We start from the raw sequence: 17,285 nt of genomic DNA on the forward strand, positions 1-17,285 counted from the left end.
GAGCGGTTTGACGAAACCCTCCTGAACTTCCTGGCCTGAAGCATGCCCCGTGCGGGTAAGAACCGCGCGGGGCATCCGCTTCAATCCCGGCAATCCGTAGGACGTGATCGGTGTAATCCTGTGTCGCCAGCATCGGTTCAGTGTCCACTCCCCTGATGCTGCCGCCCCTACCGGTGCGTGGCAGCCTGGTCCGGCAAAGCCGCGGAAGGCCATCGCCCTGCGGCGCAAGCTAACCCGCCCCGGCCAAATGCCGGGTGGCCATGGAAAACAACTCTGCCTGCGACGCAATTCCCAGTTTGGAATAGGCGTGATGCCGGTGGACTTTGACCGTGCCCTCGGCAATTCCAAGGTAGGCGGCGGCGGAGGGCGTCGAATGCCCCTGCAGGACCAGCTGCACCACCTCCCGTTCCCGCGGGCTCAGGACGCTGCTGCCAAAGGTTTGCATCCGGTCCTCCCAATCCGGCTCCTGGAACCCTGCTGCCGGCGTCTCTGCCTGCCCCCATTGCCGCCGGACCGCAGCGGATACCACCCGGAATGCTGCATTCAGCCGTGCGGTATCCGCCGCTTCAAACCGCTGGCGGCGGGAAAAACGGGCCAGCGAAACAATGATCCAGCGCTCTGCTCCGTCCTGCACCAGGACGCCGATCTCGTCGCTGATACTGATCTTGCGGAAAAAGGTGCGGTAGTATTCCGACCGGTAGAACGCCTCCGGCGCCAATTCCATCAGCCGGTAGGCCCCTGGGGTGCAACCGTTGCGGCAGGCCTGGTAGAGCGGATCCAGCAGATAGGGGCCGCTGGCGTAGAATTCTACGCTGATCGCCGCCTGCAGCTCATCCAGATCCTGATACAGCGAAACGGGCGGCAGGGCGCCCTCATAGCGTGAGACGATCATCGAATCAAAGCCGCAGCACAGCGACAGGATTTGCCGCAACGCACCGGGACAGCGGTCGGTGCCAAGTGTTTCTGCCAAGGCAGCAATGGCTCTCACCCAGCCGGCGGCCAACGGGGGGTGGGGGATCTCAACGGTCAAATCTATACCTTTCGATATATGTCCTTTGCTAAGTTTACTGGCATAAGCGTGGATTTCAAACTGGGGCCAGCCGGAATTTCATTTAACGGAGCCCCAGATGACCGATACCTCCAGCGTGAACCCCGTACAGGGCGACCTCGCCTTTACCCGCGCAAGCGACCGCGGCGTGATTGCCGAGGCCAGCTATGCCGGCGCGCTCAGCTTCATGCGCCGCCGCTATACCCGCGACCTGAGCGGCGCGGATGTGGCGGTGATGGGCGTGCCCTTTGACCTGTCGGTCTCCAGCCGTTCCGGCACCCGTCTGGGACCGCGCGCGGTGCGCTCAGGGTCCAGCCATATTGCCTGGTCGAAACCCTGGCCCTGGGAGGCGGATCCTTATGAGGCGCTGCGGGTCGTCGACTATGGCGATTGCGAGTTCGACTATGGCTATCCGCACATGGTGCCGGGCCAGATCGCCCAGGCCGCCCGCGATGTGCTGGCCGCCGGCACGGCACTGCTGTCGATTGGCGGCGATCATTTCATCACCTATCCGCTGCTGAAGGCGCATGCCGAGAAACACGGCCCCCTCAGCCTGATCCAGTTCGACGCCCATTCCGACACCTGGGCGGACGAGGAAGGCCGCATCGACCACGGCACCATGCTGTGGCACGCCATCCGGGAGGGTCTGGTGGACCCGTCCTGCTCGGTCCAGGTCGGCATCCGCACCCATAACCCCGATCCGATGGGGATGAACATCATCGATGCCATAGAGGTGCAGAAGTCCGGGCCGGAGGCTGTGGCAGAGAAAATCCGCACCATCACCGGCGGCCGCAAGACCTATGTCACTTTCGACATCGACGCGCTGGAGCCTGCCTCTGCCCCTGGCACCGGCACGCCGGTGATTGGCGGCCTCAGCCCCTATCAGGCGCAGGAGATCATTCGCGGACTGGCGGGCATTGATGTCGTTGGCATGGACGTGGTCGAGGTTGCCCCGGCCTATGACATCTCCGAGATCACTGCCATCGCTGCGGCCACCATCGCCAGTGATCTGCTCTGTCTCTACGCCGCTGGACCCTCTGGCCGGCGGTGAGGCGGCTGTTCGCGCTCAACCGCCAACCGCCCCGGCCGGGGCGGTCTTTTTCGGCAGCCGGAACAGGCTGCGGTGGTCAATTGGGTGGAAACCCGGACGATGCCGGTGCCTGCCCTGCCGGCGCCACCGCCGGCACTGCACATGGGGGCAGCGCACCCGGGCCAAGCTCTGCCGCTATTGAACCACTGGTTCCTGCGCCAGTTCCAGATGCAGTTCGCGGCCGGTATAGGGGCTCGCAGCAATCGCCGCGTCGTCCAGTTCCACCCCCAGGCCCGGCTCGGCGGAGGGGATCACATAGCCTTCCTCCCAGGTGATCGAGGATTTGAGGCAGGACATATACGGCCCTTCAAAAGTGCCGATGCTTTCAAGGATCAGAAAATTCGGGCTGCAGGTGGCGATCTGGATGTTCGCAGCAGCCACCACCGGCCCGCAATACAGATGCGGTGCGATCTGGGCCTGCCGGGTTTCGGCCATGCTGGCGATCTTTTTGGCCTCCAGCAGGCCGCCGACGCGTCCCAGATCCATTTGCAGGATCGAGGCTGCACCAGCCTCCAGCACCCGCGCAAATTCGTGCTTGGTGCAAAGCCGCTCGCCCGTCGAGACCGGCACCGAGGTGAACCGTGCGACCTCCGCCATATCGGCGGGGTTCTCCGGCGTTGTGGGTTCTTCGAACCACAAGGGCTCATAGGGCTCCAGCCGCCGTGCCATCCGCTTGGCGCCGGAAACGGTGAATTGCCCATGGGTGCCGAACAACAGGTCCGCCCGGGTGCCGACCGCCTCGCGGATGCGTTTCACAAACAGCTCGCTGCGCTCCAGATCCTCCAGCCGCGGCTGGTGGCCGTCATAGATCGTATAAGGCCCGGCAGGGTCGAATTTCACCGCGGTGAAGCCCTGCTCCACCCGCTGCAGCGCAACCTCGGCAGCAATGTCCGGATCGTTGTAGACATTCGGCATGTCCGGGTCCGGATAGACGTCCCCTTCCGGCGGATAGAGATAGGTATAGCTGCGCAGACGGTCATGCACCTGGCCGCCCATCAGCTCATAAACCGGTTTGCCCGCGGCCTTGCCGATGATGTCCCAGCAGGCCATCTCCAGCCCGCTGAGCACGCCCATAACGGTCACATCAGGGCGCAGCGTGTAACCCGCGCCATAGGATTTGCGCCACAGTTTCTCGATATGATGCGGATCGCAGCCAGCAAACTGGCGGGCAAACATTTCCTCGGCCATCGCGCAGCACAGATCCGGGCCAAAGGTAGCGTTATAGATCTCCCCCGCCCCGGTGATGCCGCAGGCAGTGGTCAGGCGCACAAAGATGAAGTACCGCCCGCCGTGGCGCGGCGGCGGATTGCCGAACACAAAGGTTTCGATCTTGTCGAGTTTCATCAAGGGTTTCCCTGTCATTCAGCCGCCAAGGGCCTGTTTTCATTGTCTTCCAGCACCAGTTCGGCGCCGCGCGCCGCCAGCATCATGGTTGGAGCATTGGTGTTGCCCGAGGTCACATTCGGAAAGGCAGAGGCGTCGATCACCCGCAGCCCCGCCACCCCGTGCACCCGAAGCTGAGCATCCAGAACCGAATCCGCGGCATCATTGCCCATCCGGCAGGTGCAGGAGGCATGGAACACGCTGCCTGAGCGTTCCCGGAAATTCTCCAGCAAAGTGCTGTCATCCATCCCGATGATATCCGGCGCCCGCCGTTCGCGAGTGACGCGCTTGATCGCCGGGATTGCCGCCAGCGCCTGCAACAGGCGGCTTGCGCGTACAGCTGTTGCCTTGTCCGCATCCGTTGACAGCGAATTCGGCTCAATCAGCGGCGCCTGCGCGGGGTCCGCGGACTGGATATTAATCTGCCCCCGGCTGGTTGGCCGGCTGGGCTGCACGCACAGCAGGAAACCATTGTCCCGGTCAATCTGCGGCTTGCCATTGGGACGCGTCGAATAAGACGCCGGGTTGCAATAGACCTGCACATCCGGCAGCGCCGCGTCCTTGGTGCGGACAAAGCCGCTGCACTGATTGACCGGAACGCTCAGCGGCCCTTTGCGGGTCAGCATATATTGCAGCCCGGCCTTCATCTGCCCGGCAAAGCTGCCCAGCCGGTCGTTCAGCGTTGCGGTATTGGCCCAGAAAAAATGCGACACTGCCAGATGGTCTTGCAGCCCCTGCCCGACCTGCGGCAGATCCTGTGCCACGTTGATCCCGTGCCGCTGCAGCAACCCCGCCGGGCCGATGCCGGACAATTGCAGCAGTTGCGGCGAATTCACCGCACCCGCGCTCAGGATCACCTCCCGCGCTGCCATCGCCTGTTTCTGCCGGCCGTTCACCCGGTAGGCCACGCCAGTGGCGCGCCCGCCGGCAGTCAGTACCTTCTCCACCAGCGCACCGCTGACCACGGTCAGATTGCCGCGCTTCATCGCGGGCCGAAGAAACGCATCGGCCGAAGACCAGCGCCGCCCGTCCTTTACGGTGCTGCGCACGAATCCTATGCCCTCGCTTGGCGGGGTATTGGCGCCAGCATCGGCAGGCGCATTCATGTCCGGCAGCACCGGCCAGCCCATCTCTTGCCCCGCGGACAGGAAGTTGCTGGCAAAGGGGTGCATCCGCGCGCTCAGGTCCGTGACCCGTACAGGACCTGTCCCGCGCAGACGGCGGCTGCCGTCGTGCCATTCGTCATGGCTCTCCAGCGACTCATAGCTGCGACGGACGCAGTCCCAGCCCCAGCCCGCGGCGCCCGCAGCCTCCCAATCGTCGAAATCATGCGGCAGCCCGCGCACATAGGCCATCGCGTTGATCGAGCTTGACCCGCCCAGCACCTTGCCCCGCGGCCAATAGGCCGCGCGCCCCTTCAGCTCCGGATCCGGTGCCGCCGAGTAGCGCCAATTGACCGCCGGGTCCGAGAAGGTAAAGCCGTAGCCCACAGGGATTTTGATCCAGAACCGCCGGTCGGTGCCGCCCGCCTCGATCACCAGCACCTTGTACCGGCCATTGGCAGTCAGCCTGTCGGCCAGCACACAACCCGCCGATCCGGCCCCGACGATAATGAAGTCAAATGTTTGCGCCATAACGTGCCAAGTCCGCTTGTTTCCCGCGACCTTGCACGGCGCCTTAGGTATAAATCAAACAATGGGTTTTGCGTCTAAGGCCCAACTGTGCTTAAAGGCATGCATGACCGATCTGCCCCATGTCACCTGGCTGAAAGCTTTTGAGGCCGCCGCGCGGCTCAACAGTTTCTCTGCCGCCGCCGAGGAACTGGGGCTGACGCCCGCCGCCATCAGCCAGCAGATCCGGCTGCTGGAAAAGCATCTGAACAGCCAGCTGTTCAAACGCCTGCCCCGCGGCGTTGCACTGACCGACACCGGCCAGGCCTATGCCCAGCCGATCCGTAAATCCTTTGACGACATGCAGCGTGCCACCACCGGGCTGTTCAGCAGGAAGCGCAAGCGGGTGGTGCATTTACGCGCCACTATTTCCTGCGCTGCATTGGTGATCGCACCGCAACTGGCCCGGTTCCAGGCAAACCACCCGGATATTTTCGTGCAACTGTCGACCACCGTTTGGGCCAGCCGCTTTGATGAGCAGGCGCTGGATATCGATATCCGCTATGGTTCCGGCGATTGGCAGGAAAGCCAGATCCTGCATCTGGGCCACGAAAACGCCGTTCCGGTCTGCAGCCCCGCCTATGCCGCGGCCCTGGGCGGCAACCCGTCCATCGCAGACCTCGCCCGCGCCGATGTGGTGCAGATCATCGGCTCGGAAACCGACTGGGGCCGCTTGGCCGATCTGCACGGGCTGACCCTGCAGGTGACCACCGACTGGCTCAAGGCCGATTCCTCGCTGCTGGCACTGCAAACGGTGTCCGCAGGTCGCGGGGTGACGATGGTGCTGGAAAGCTTTGCCCGGCAATATATCGAGCAGGGTCTGGTTCTTGCGCCAACTGCATACACTCTGCCGAAACGCCGCTCGCACTATATGGTGATCAACGACGGCGCTGGTCAGCGCGACGAGGTGAAAGCCGTCAGCAACTGGATCGCAACGCTTTATCAGACGCTGACTTGACGCCCTGCCCCGGCTTAGCCGCCAAGCGCCGCGAGCGAAGCCGCCATGGCGTTCCACAGTTCCTCCGCCGGCTCGGTCCCGACCGAGATCCGCACGAACCCCGGCGCCACCGCATCGCCCCAGCGGGCGCGGCGTTCCGCCGATGTATGGACTCCGCCAAACGATGTCGCGGCACGGATCAGCGGGCAGTTGTTGATAAAGGCGTCCGCCTGTTCAGCGCTGTCGAGAGTGACCGAGATCAGGAACCCGAACCGTGACATCTGCTGTTTCGCCAGTGCGTGCGACGGGTCTGACGCCAGGCCGGGGAAACGGACCGCCTGCACCCGCGGATGCGCCGCCAGCCGGTCGGCCAGCACCTCCGCCGTGCGGCACATCCGGTCAAAGCGGATCTCCAAAGTCTCCAAGCCGCGGTGCGCCAGCCAGGCCTCTTGCGGGCCGGGAATGCCGCCGCCGAACTGTCGCCATTCGCGCGCCGCCTGCAGGATTTCTTCGTTGCGGGTGGCCAGATGTCCCATCAGCACATCCGAATGCCCGCCTGGCGCTTTGGTGTCGGAGGCCGCGACCACATCCGCGCCCAGCTCCAGCGGGCGCTGGCCCAGCGGTGTCATGGTGGTGTTGTCGACGATCAGTTGCCCGCCCGCCGCATGAACTGCATCTGCAATGGCGCGCAGATCGCAGAGATCCAGCCCGGGATTTGACGGTGTTTCCGCAAAAACAACGTCAAAGCCTTCAAACCCGCCGTCCGCGAAGCTGGTGGTTGGGCGCTGTTCGAGCTCAACCCCGAGGTTTTGCAAAAACCGCTCGCTCAGGCGCCGGGTGACGTAATAGCCGTCCGAGGGGATCAGCAGTTTTGACCCTGCTTTGACGGTGGCAAACAACGCTGCCGAGATCGCCGCCATGCCGGAGGGGAAAGCCAGCGTTGGCGCGTCTTCCAGATAGGCCAGCACATGCTCCAGGTGCTCCCAGGTGGCGTTGTCCACCCGGCCATAACTGGGCCCGCCCGTCCAGTCGCCCGGCAGGTGGTACATTGAGCTTTGCGTCAGCGGCAGCGCCACCGGATCGCCTTCGGACAGCGTGTTGCCACGCAGATGCAGCATGGCGCCGGCTTTGAAGTCGGTAGGGTTTTCCATTGGGGCACCTTTCCTGAATGCGGGCTTCAGGATTGATAACCCGCTTGCGGGCAGAATAAAATCGGGAGCAGTAGAACTCAAAGGTTTGTACGAAAAGACAGAGGGCAGCGCCGGCCCATTAAGGGACGACGGGCAGAAGCGACCTTGTCAGATCACCAAATCTCACCCCATCCAGCGGCGCACCGGGGCGGCGGAGTCTTCCAGCGCCTGGCAGACCACGTCGATCAGGGTCGGGCCGTCATGGGCAAAGGCCTCCTTGATCGCCGGGTCCAGGTCCTCGGGCCGCTCAACCCGCCATGTCTTGACGCCAAAGGCTTCGGCCACGGCGGCGTGGTTGGTGCGGTTGAAGTCGACATTGTAATAGCGTTTGCCGCAATCATCGCGCTGACTGGCCTTGATCCAGCCGAAGTTGGCATTGGAGAACACCACATAGGTAATGGGGGCCGCGCAGCGCACCACGGTTTCCAGCTCGCCGCAGGTGAAATTGAAGGAACCGTCGCCCATCATCCCCACGACTTTACAAGCCGGCCGCCCGAACCAGGCGCCCAGCGAGGCCGACAAGGAATAGCCCAAAGCGCCATGCGCCCGGTTGGTGATGTATTGGCGGCCCGGATGTTTCTGCTGCGAGTAGGCATTGTAGTAGGGGCAGCTGGTGCCGGGGTCGGAAACCACGATGGCGTCATCGGGCAGGTTCCGGTTCAGCGCGTGGATGATCTGCTCGGGCAGGACCTGTTCGGTCTTGCTGTTTGCCAGTTCCTCGAACCTGGCGAACTTGCGCTGCTTGATGTCGGCGACTCTCGCAGCACCGCCAAAGGACGGCAGATCGGCCTCGCGGTTGTCCAGATAGGTATTCACCGCCTGCAGCGCCAGTTTCAGGTCGGCCACCACACCCGCTTCGGTCGGGTAATTGGCGCCGATGACCATCGGGTCGTTGTCGAAATGCACGATGCGCTGGCCGGGCTTCGGTGCTTCCCAGCGCGAAGTGGTGGTGGACCCCGCCCGGCAGCCCATGAAGACCACCAGATCGGCGCTCTCCATCATCTCCCAGGTCTCGCCGGTGCCGCCGTTGGAACCAACCACGCCCAGCGATTGCGGATGGGTATCGGCAAGCGATCCCTTGCCGGAGATCGAGGTGCCCACGGCAATGTCGAGTCGGCTGGCAAGCTTGCCCAGCTCCTCCATCGCGCGCGCGATCACCACGCCGCCGCCGCAGACGATCAGCGGTGATTTGGCGCTGAGGATGGCCTCCACCGCAGCCTCTGCAGCACCCGGTTCAGGTGCTGCGCGGTAGGCAGGGTAGCTGTGATGTTTTGGATCGCCCCAGATATCATCGGCGGGAACGTCGTCATACTGGATGTCATAGGGCAGCCCTAAATGAACCGAGCCGGACCGCCCGGTGGTCATCGCGCGGAACGCCTGGCGCACCATGCGCGGGATGTGGCCGGCGCGCTTGATCACCGTGTTGAACTTGGTCAGCGGCCGCATCAGCGCGTCCTGATCCACTTCGGTCAACGGGTATTTCCCGTAGGACCCCACCGAAATGTCAGTGGTGATCGCCAGCACCGCATAAGAGCTTTCGTTGGCCTCGATCAGCCCGGGCAGGATGTAGGTGGCGCCGCCGCCGGACGGACCCTCGCACACACCCACCCGGCCGGTTACCCGGGAAAACCCGTCGGCCATATAGGCCGCGCTGCGTTCATCGCGCGTAAGAACGTGGGTGATGCCGTGCTCCAACCGGTTCATCGCATCATAGAATGGCAGCGTGGTATCGCCGCAGAGGCCGAAGATATGGGTGACGCCATGCGCCTCCAAAGAGCGTACCATCGCCTCGGCGCCGTTCATCGTGTTGTTCATAAGTGCCCCCTGCAAGCCGTCGTGAAAACTGTCCGGAGCTGATATCCGGGTCTGTACTCTAAGCTGTATACAATTTTGCAGACAGATGTGAAGACTAAACTTCCACGCGCTGCCAGCCGTTGACCTATCAGACCTCGTTCAGTCGGGGTGCCGGGTTACCCCAGATCCGGTTATTTGGCGGTTTCTGCCAGAATATCAGTGCCATATTGCTGCCATCCCTCGGCAAAGCTGGCCGCCGGCTGTTAGATTGGATACCCGATATCCCTGGACACTCACCTTGACACTAAAGCGCTGGAAGAGCTGGAGAAACAGTATGACTCCGCTCAGAACATGCGCAGCAACGGACCCAGGCTGACGGGGTTCATCACTTGCGCCGGCATTGCCTTTGCCCTGTATCACCTGTGAACGGCCGGGTTCGGCGTGACCCTGCGGGTGGTCTCCACCGTGGTGTTCCACTTTGTGCTGTTTGGCCTGGTGGCGCTGGAAAGCTATTTTCCCACCCCCCTGGCCATATCAAGAACCCATCGAGCCTCGGCCTCACCACGCTTTATGATAGGCTGGATGGGATCACCGTGCCGGCATTGCTGGCCAACCCGGCCGGCGCAATGAAGGAGCGGCTGATCGGCGCCGCCAAACGGCTGGAGGCCAAGCTGAAACGGCCGGTTTCGATATCATAACACTGGCGGAGATGGCACACCGGGCTGCATTGCCGTGCCATTTTCGGGGTTCATAACCTGAGAATTTATAATCCGGCGAAAGACTGAACCGCCCGGCGGCGCCGGCGGGCAGCCACAGAGGTTTCCGCCTCTCATCCTCGGAATTTTTTGCATGCTCCCGCCTCGCAACCGCTCTACTGTGCCGGCAAATAGACCTCTTGCCCGGTTGGACTTGCCATGACTCAGATCACCGACGCCCTGTTGGACAAAATCCGCACCCGCTTTGCCCAAGTTGACACCTGCTCCCAACAGGGCAGCCGCATCTTTTTTGAAAACGCCGGCGGCGCGCTGACGCTGAACGCGGTGGTGGAAACCTCCGCCCGCTATGCCGCAATCCCTGACAACCAGGGCCGCAACAACCCCGGCAGCCACGAGCTGGTGCGGGTGATCACCAAGGCCAAGGACGATATGCGCGTTTTCATGAACGCCCCCGGCGGCCAGTTCTTTGCCGGTGAAAGCGGCACCGAGCTGTTGTTCCGCCTGATCATGAACGCCTGTCTCGGCTCGCCTGAGGGCGGCACCGTTCTGGGCTCTACGCTGGAGCATCCGGCGACCCGCTCCGCCTGTGCCCGCTGGGCCGGCGTGGCGCGGCAGAACCATGTGCTGATCCCGCATGACAACGCCACCGGCACCGTCACTGCAGAGGCCTACGCCCGGGCGGTCACACCGGATACGGTTGTCGCGACCATTGTCCATACCTCCCCCGTGACGGGAATGGGCGTCGACCTTGCCGCCTGCGCCGCCGCCATCCGCGAAGTGGCGCCGGGCTGTCTGATCATCGTCGACGGCATCCAGCACGCCGCCCATGGCCGCATTGACCTGACCGCCTACGGCGCCGACGGCTATGTGATCTCGCCCTACAAGATGTTCTCGCGCCACGGCTATGGGCTGGCCTGGATCTCGGACCGGCTGACCGGGCTGCCGCACAATTCGCTGATCGACGGGCCGGAGGACAATTGGGAAATGGGCACCCGCGACACCGGCAGCTATGCAACTCTCTCCGATGTGGCCGATTACCTGGAATGGCTCGGCGGCGAGGTCAGCGGTGCCACGGACCGGCGCAAAAAATTCGTGGCTGCGGGGGAGGCAATCCATGCCCATGAAAAGGCACTGACCGATGCAATGATCCATGGCACCGGCAACCTGCCCGGCCTGGCGGAGATCGAGGGCGTCACCATTCTAGGCGGCGCAGATAACCCGGCGCGCGAAGGGCTGGTATCGCTTGCTGTTGATACTGTGCCGTCGGAGGAAGTTGTGAAGCGCCTGAACGAGCAGGGCATCCGCACCCACCTGCGCAAGGCGGATCACTACTCGGGCAATATCCTGACACCGCTCGGCATGGAGGCTTGCGTGCGCGTCTCCATGTGCCACTACAACAGCATCGGCGAAGTGGCAAAGTTCCTCGCCGTGATGAAAGAGATTGCAGGTTAGTGTCTTCCAAATTTGCTGAGGGCAGCGCGCGACCCTGGGAAAGTGCAAAGCGCATTCCCGGGGAGGGCCAGGCGCAGCCGGGCTTCTCTTTCAGCAGGAAGTGCCCCGCACTCTGATGACCCATCGAATCCGGGGCCATTGGGTTTGAATTCTTCACGGGTCATCCCATCCCCTCGCAGCTAGGGTCGCGACGACAGAATTGGCGGCTCTCCCCAGCCTGCGGGGCGGGCCGTGCCAGAGGCGCAGGTAAAGGAAACACAGGCATGAAAACCCATGCACAGGCAGTTGTCATCGGCGGGGGCCTGGTCGGCTGCTCGATCCTCTACCACCTGGCCAAACTCGGCTGGAAAGACGTGGTGCTGCTGGAGCGCGACGAGCTGACCGCCGGCTCCACCTGGCACGCGGCGGCCAACATCCACGGGCTGCACGACAACAACAACGTGACCCGCGTCCAGCACTACACGATGAACCTGTATAAGGAGCTGGAGAAGGAAACCGGCCAGGGCTGCGGCGTGTTCCAGCCGGGTTCGCTGTATCTTGCCAAAACCGAACAGCGCGAGCATCAGCTGCGCCTGCAGGAGGCCAAGGCGAAATACTACGGGCTGAACTTCCACGAGGTCAGCCGCGAGCAGGCCAAGGAGCTGCACCCGCTGGCGCAGTTCGACGACATCCGCTGCATCATGTTTGAACCCGATGGCGGCAATGTGGACCCCTCCGGCGTCACCATGGCCTATGCGGCCGGCGCGCGCGCCATGGGGGCGCAGATCGAACGGTTCTGCCCGGTGATCGGCACCGAGCAGCAGCCCGATGGCACTTGGATCGTGAAGACCGAAAAGGGCGACATCCATACACAATGGGTGGTGAACGCCGGCGGTCTCTGGGGCCGCGAAGTGGCGGCCATGGCGGGACTCACCCTGCCCTTGCAGCCCACCGAGCACCAGTATTTTGTGACCGAGAGCATTGACGAAGTGGCAAACATGGGTCGCCGCCTGCCCTCGATCGCCGACCGTGACGGCGAATACTATTTCCGCCAAGAGGGCAACGGCTTCCTGATCGGCGCCTATGAAAAGGACATGCGATTCTGGGCAGAAAACGGCACCCCGCTGGACTTTGCACATGAGCTGTTCCCCGACGATCTGGACCGGATCATGGAGAACGTGATCCGCGCCACCGAGCGGGTGCCTTGCGCCGAGACCGCAGGCGTCAAACGGGTTATCAACGGCCCGATGATCTGGTCGCCGGATTCGAACGCCATCTGGGGCCCGGTGCCCGAGCTTAAGAACTACTTCTGCTGCACTGGCATCATCCCCGGCTTCTCGCAGTCCGGCGGCCTCGGCCTGCTGGCAGCCCAGTGGATGATCGAGGGCGAGCCGCAGTACGACATGTTCGCCTGGGATCTGGCGCGCTTTGGCGACTGGGCCGACAAGGCCTTCACCAAGGCCCGGGTCGAGGACCAATACGCGCACCGTTTCGCCATCCACTTCCCGAACGAGGAACGCAGCGCCGGCCGCCCGGCCCGGGTGCGCCCGGTGTATGAGCTGCAAAAGGAACTGGGCTGCGTATTCGGCCTGAACTGCGGCTGGGAACATCCTCTGTGGTTCTCCGGCACCCCCGGCACCCAGGACACCAACAGCTTCACCCGCCAGAACTGGTGGGAGCCGGTGGGCCGCGAGGTCAACATGCTGCGGGAAAATGTCGGCGTTATCGACATCTCCAACTTCGCCAACTACGTGATCAAGGGGCCGGGCGCCTTTGACTGGCTGGACAAGCTGGTCGCCAACAAGGTGCCCACTGAGGTCGGCCGCTCCTGCCTGACCCCGCTGATCTCGGTGCGCGGCGGCGTGGCTGGCGACTTCACCATCACCAAAGTGGCCGATGACGAGTACATGATGGTCGGCTCCGGCATGGCGGAACGCTACCACCAGCGGTTCTTCAACATGGTGGAGCTGCCGGAAGGCACCACGTTTGAGGTCGCCACCAACCGCATTGCGGGATTCAACGTGGCCGGTCCAAAATCGCGCGGCATGCTGCAGCGGATGACTAATGCGGATCTATCGAACGAGGGTTTCCGCTTCATGCGCTCGCGCACCATCGACGTGGCAGGCGTGGAATGCCTGGCGGTCCGGGTGTCGTTCACCGGCGATCTGGGCTGGGAACTGCATTGCGCCGAGAAGGATCAGGTCAAGCTCTACGCCGCCCTCTTGGAGGCGGCGAAGGAGTTCGATGGCGGCCCTGTGGGCGGCCGTGCGCTCGCCAGCTTGCGGATCGAAAAGGGCTATGGCTCCTGGGGCCGCGAATACAGCCAGGAATACTGGCCGCAAGAGGTTGGCCTGGCCGGGCTCATCAAACTGGACAAGGACTTCCTTAACAAGGATGCGTATCTCAAGGTCAAGGACAACGCCCCGCGCGAAGTGCTGTCGGCGTTTGAGATCGACGCGGTCAACGATGCCGATGCCTCGGGCGGCGAGCCTATATTCACACCGGACGGCCAGCCGGTGGGCCGGGTCACCTCGGGCGCCTATGGCTATTCGGTCGGCAAATCGCTGGCGCTGGGATATGCCAACCCGGCGGTTGGCAAGCCCGGCGATGAGGTCGAAGTCTACATCCTCGGCAAGCCGCACAAGGCGCGAATCCTGGAAGCGGCCGCCTTCGACCCCTCGGGTGCGCGTCTGCGGGCTTAAGGCATTCCGGCAATAAACCGGGTCACCATTTCTTGGTGGCCCGAATTGAAACGCGAAGGGCAGCGCCCGCAGACGGGAGGGACCAGCCTGCATTGTGTCGCAGCACACACGGCGGAAAAATTAAATGGGCGCCATCCCGGCCGTCAGCCAAGCTGCAAATGCCACTTCATCCACATCGCCGGTGGCGAGGTTTTCCATCATCCGTACGCCCTCAACCGGGTCTGGACGGAACTGGTAGCCGTTCAACCTCAGGAAGGTGACAGCCGTCACAAAGGCCGTGCGCTTGTTGCCATCGACAAAGGCATGCGCCTTGGCAATGCCAAACGCATAAGCCGCGGCGACTTCCGCCACCTCTGCATCGGAATAGGCCGCAAGGTTCATCGCCCGCGCACAGCCCATCTCCAAGAGCGCCTTGTCGCGCATGCCTGCCGCGCCGCCGTGGCGGGCAATCTGCCGGTCATGAATGATGATAACCGCCGTCAGCGGCACCCAAATGTACTTGCTCACGCAAGCGCCTGCAGCAGATCGCGATTCTCATCCATCACGATCTCAGCCGCGGCCAGCGCCTCGGCCACCGAGGGGTCATGCGCCACCACCCTGAGGCTGCCGTCATCGCCGCGCACCACAAACAGCGTGTCGCCTTCCTTGGCGTCCAGCATGGTGAGCATCTCTGTCGTCAGGGTGATGACAGCAGAGTTCCCGACTTTTCTGATCTTGGTTTCAATCATGGATGCGCCTTCCGTATATATGCATGTATATACGCGCGGACGAACGGGAAATCAATGCGGCCCGCCGTTTCCGCCTGTCCTTACAACTCCATCTCCGCCGCCGCCTGCAGCAGCCAGGTCTTGAAATGCTTGACCGAGGGCGTCGCCGCCTTGTCCTTGAAGGTGGCGAAATAGGTCCAGGGGCAGTCGAGATCAAAGTCGAACGGCTCCACCAGCCGCCCGGCCTCCACATGCGAACGCACCAGCGATTTCGGCAGCACCACACAGCCAAGCGCATTGACCGCGAACTCCAGCCCCATGTTGGACGAATTGGTCTGCAAGCCGCCCTTCAGCTCGATCCCGGACAGCCCGAAATGCTTGGCGGTCTTTTCCCAATAGACCGGGCGGCCCAGGATGTGGATCAGCTTGGCCTCCGCCAGCTGTTCCGGTCTGCTCAGCGGCTTGCCGGCTACCCGGAACTCCGGCGAGCAGACAAGCGCCAGCTTTTCATCCCATAGCTTGACCGCCGGCCCCATCACATCGTCGACATGGTTGATTGTGATCGAAATGTCCGAAACGTTGGTCTCGACATCGACCCAGATGGTGCTGTGAATGGTCAGATCGATATCCGGGTGTGCCTTGGTAAAATCCTTGATCACGTCGATCAGCCATTTCTCCGCCAGGCTGACCGGGCAGGAAATCACCACTTCCCGCTTGTGGCTTTGCGAGATCAATAGCTGGGTGGCACTGTCGATCTCCTGCAGCGCGTGCCGCACCGAGGGCAGATAGGCCTCGCCCACATCCGTCAGCGACAGCGACCGCGGGTGGCGCACAAACAGCGGCCGGCCGATGAATTCCTCCAGGCTGCGCACATGGTTCGATACCGCCGACTGGGTGCAGTTCAGCTCATCCGCCGCCGAGGTGAAGCTGAGGTAGCGCGCCGCGGCCTCGAACGAGCGCAGGAATGTCAGATGAGGCAGGTTTTTCATGGGACAGTCCGCTGGCGGTTTCGGGGCCATGATCCCATGCTTTGGAATGGGCTGCAATTCCCAGAAGTTAGCGCCACAGAGAGGTCAGAAAACGACGCCAAGCGCAGCATTCACGAAATATTCCGCGGCTTTGACCCCCTTTAATTTGTGTGTCACCTGGCGCCATTGAGCCTAGCCTGTTGCGGAAACCGCCCTGGGAGAGAACCGCCATGGCCGCCACATTCGACCGCGCCGCCGATTTCATCTTCGGCCTTACCCCCGGCGGCCTGCCGGAAACCACCCGCCAGGCCGCGGCGCTGATGTTTCTCGACACCCTGGGGATCACCATCGGCGCCACCCCGATGATGGCTGGCCGTATCGCCCGCGAAACCGCGGCGGCGCTCTATGGCTGCGGTGAGGAAGGCTTCGCTGCGCGGATGCTGTTCGACGGCCGCAAGGTAAGCGTGGCAGGTGCCGCCTATGCCGCCGCCACCGCGACCGACAATCTGGACGGCCATGACGGCTATTATCCGACCAAGGGCCATATCGGCGTGGTGGTGATCCCGGCAATTGCCGCACTGGCGGAAACCGTGCCGGATTTTTCGGGGCCTGAAGCGCTGGCCATCACCACGCTGGGCTATGAGCTGGCGGGCCGCGCCGCCCTGTCGCTGCACGCCACTGTCGGCGATTACCACACCTCGGGCGCCTGGAACGCGCTGGGGGTGGCGGCGATGGCGGCCCGGATGCGCGGCCTCAGCCGGACGCAATTGCGCGAGGCGCTGGGGATTGCCGAGTTCCACGGCCCGCGCAGCCAGATGATGCGCGAGATTGCCAACCCCTCAATGCTGCATGACGGCTCCGGCTGGGGTGCGATGGTTGGGATGTCGGCGGCGGTCTTGGCAGAGAAAGGTTTCACCGGGGCCCCGGCGATCACCCTTGAGGAAGACCGGGTGGCGGAACACTGGGATGACCTCGGCAGCTTCTGGCAGATGGAGCATCAGTATGTGAAACCCTACCCGATCTGCCGCTGGGCCCATGCCCCGATCGACGCGCTGCGGCAGGTGATGCTGGACCACGGTCTTAGCCACGAAAAACTTGCCAGGATCCGCATCAACACCTTCCACGAAAGCGCCTGCCTCTACCCCGGCATGCCTTCGACCACCAGCCAGGCTCAGTATTCACTGGGCTTTGCGGTGGCGGTGCAGGCCGCCTATGGCCGCATCGGGGTCGAACATATCTCGGGCGAGGGTCTGGCCGACCCGCTGGTGGCCTCGATCCACAAGCGGATCTCAGTTGCCGAGGCGGCGCGCCATTCGGTGCGCTTTCCCGCCTGCCGGGTGGCTGATGTGGTGGTGACGCTGACCGACGGCCGGGTGATCGAATCCGGCGATGTGCATGCGCGCGGCGGCCCCGAGGCGCCATTCTCTAAGGAAGACGTGGTTCGCAAATTCATGGAGTTCGCGGCGCCTTCGCTGGGGGAAACGCGTGCCGGCGAAATCCGTGATGCAGTGCTGGGGTTCACCAGCGGAGACAGCAAATTCTCCGATCTCGGCCGTCTGATCTACGACGCGCCTGAACATTTAGCCAGCAAGCTAACCTGAAAGGCAAACGATATGGCACGCGACAGACCCGGCGGCGGACGCCGGACC

At 63.2% G+C, this 17,285-nt stretch carries 13 protein-coding genes; 5 read left to right on the forward strand and 8 right to left on the reverse strand.

The window, feature by feature from the left end:
- Positions 1-229: 229 nt before the first annotated feature.
- A complete protein-coding gene (locus VOI29_RS00005) occupies positions 230-988 on the reverse strand; it encodes a helix-turn-helix transcriptional regulator (protein WP_323775408.1) in 759 nt (252 codons plus the stop codon).
- 139 nt (positions 989-1,127) lie between these two features.
- Here VOI29_RS00005 and speB point away from each other — a divergent pair, with 139 nt between their 5' ends.
- Entirely contained in the window at positions 1,128-2,099 is a 972-nt protein-coding gene (gene speB, locus VOI29_RS00010; protein WP_323775409.1) for an agmatinase, read from the forward strand.
- A 174-nt stretch (positions 2,100-2,273) separates the two neighbouring features.
- Here speB and VOI29_RS00015 read toward each other — a convergent pair whose 3' ends face one another.
- Both VOI29_RS00015 and VOI29_RS00020 read right to left on the reverse strand, forming a co-directional pair.
- Positions 2,274-3,482, reverse strand: coding sequence for a mandelate racemase/muconate lactonizing enzyme family protein (locus tag VOI29_RS00015; RefSeq protein ID WP_323775410.1), 1,209 nt, complete (start codon positions 3,480-3,482; stop codon positions 2,274-2,276).
- 14 nt (positions 3,483-3,496) lie between these two features.
- Complete coding sequence (locus tag VOI29_RS00020) at positions 3,497-5,155, reverse strand: GMC family oxidoreductase (RefSeq protein WP_323775411.1); 1,659 nt, start codon at positions 5,153-5,155, stop codon at positions 3,497-3,499.
- A 103-nt stretch (positions 5,156-5,258) separates the two neighbouring features.
- Here VOI29_RS00020 and VOI29_RS00025 point away from each other — a divergent pair, with 103 nt between their 5' ends.
- On the forward strand, positions 5,259-6,149 hold the full coding sequence (locus VOI29_RS00025) for a LysR substrate-binding domain-containing protein (RefSeq protein ID WP_323775412.1): 891 nt from the start codon (positions 5,259-5,261) through the stop codon (positions 6,147-6,149).
- Between the two features lie 14 nt (positions 6,150-6,163).
- Here VOI29_RS00025 and VOI29_RS00030 read toward each other — a convergent pair whose 3' ends face one another.
- Together VOI29_RS00030 and VOI29_RS00035 are read right to left on the reverse strand one after the other, a co-directional pair.
- Positions 6,164-7,279 (reverse strand): cystathionine gamma-lyase, encoded by a 1,116-nt coding sequence (locus VOI29_RS00030; protein ID WP_323775413.1) that lies wholly within the window; start codon positions 7,277-7,279, stop codon positions 6,164-6,166.
- Positions 7,280-7,441: 162 nt separating this feature from the next.
- Entirely contained in the window at positions 7,442-9,133 is a 1,692-nt protein-coding gene (locus VOI29_RS00035; RefSeq protein WP_323775414.1) for a thiamine pyrophosphate-binding protein, read from the reverse strand.
- A gap of 893 nt (positions 9,134-10,026) precedes the next feature.
- Here VOI29_RS00035 and VOI29_RS00040 point away from each other — a divergent pair.
- Both VOI29_RS00040 and VOI29_RS00045 read left to right on the forward strand, forming a co-directional pair.
- Positions 10,027-11,280 carry an aminotransferase class V-fold PLP-dependent enzyme gene (locus tag VOI29_RS00040; protein WP_323775415.1) on the forward strand — a complete coding sequence of 418 codons (1,254 nt, stop codon included), beginning with the start codon at positions 10,027-10,029 and terminating at the stop codon, positions 11,278-11,280.
- A 263-nt stretch (positions 11,281-11,543) separates the two neighbouring features.
- Positions 11,544-13,961 (forward strand): FAD-dependent oxidoreductase, encoded by a 2,418-nt coding sequence (locus VOI29_RS00045; RefSeq protein WP_323775416.1) that lies wholly within the window; start codon positions 11,544-11,546, stop codon positions 13,959-13,961.
- A gap of 120 nt (positions 13,962-14,081) precedes the next feature.
- Here VOI29_RS00045 and VOI29_RS00050 read toward each other — a convergent pair whose 3' ends face one another.
- The 3 genes from VOI29_RS00050 to VOI29_RS00060 all read right to left on the reverse strand — a co-directional run bounded on the left by VOI29_RS00050 (position 14,082) and on the right by VOI29_RS00060 (position 15,657).
- Positions 14,082-14,468, reverse strand: a complete 387-nt coding sequence (locus tag VOI29_RS00050; RefSeq protein WP_323775417.1) for a type II toxin-antitoxin system death-on-curing family toxin — start codon at positions 14,466-14,468, stop codon at positions 14,082-14,084.
- Positions 14,465-14,689, reverse strand: coding sequence for an AbrB/MazE/SpoVT family DNA-binding domain-containing protein (locus VOI29_RS00055; protein ID WP_323775418.1), 225 nt, complete (start codon positions 14,687-14,689; stop codon positions 14,465-14,467). Before VOI29_RS00055 ends, VOI29_RS00050 begins: the two co-directional genes overlap by 4 nt.
- Before the next feature lie 80 nt (positions 14,690-14,769).
- Positions 14,770-15,657, reverse strand: a complete 888-nt coding sequence (locus VOI29_RS00060) for a LysR substrate-binding domain-containing protein (RefSeq protein ID WP_323775419.1) — start codon at positions 15,655-15,657, stop codon at positions 14,770-14,772.
- A gap of 209 nt (positions 15,658-15,866) precedes the next feature.
- On the opposite strand from VOI29_RS00060, the gene VOI29_RS00065 reads away from it, so the two are divergent.
- A complete protein-coding gene (locus VOI29_RS00065; protein ID WP_323775420.1) occupies positions 15,867-17,237 on the forward strand; it encodes an MmgE/PrpD family protein in 1,371 nt (456 codons plus the stop codon).
- The last annotated feature ends 48 nt before the right edge of the window (positions 17,238-17,285 follow it).

The organism is Leisingera sp., assembly GCF_034669605.1.
GTDB lineage: Bacteria > Pseudomonadota > Alphaproteobacteria > Rhodobacterales > Rhodobacteraceae > Leisingera.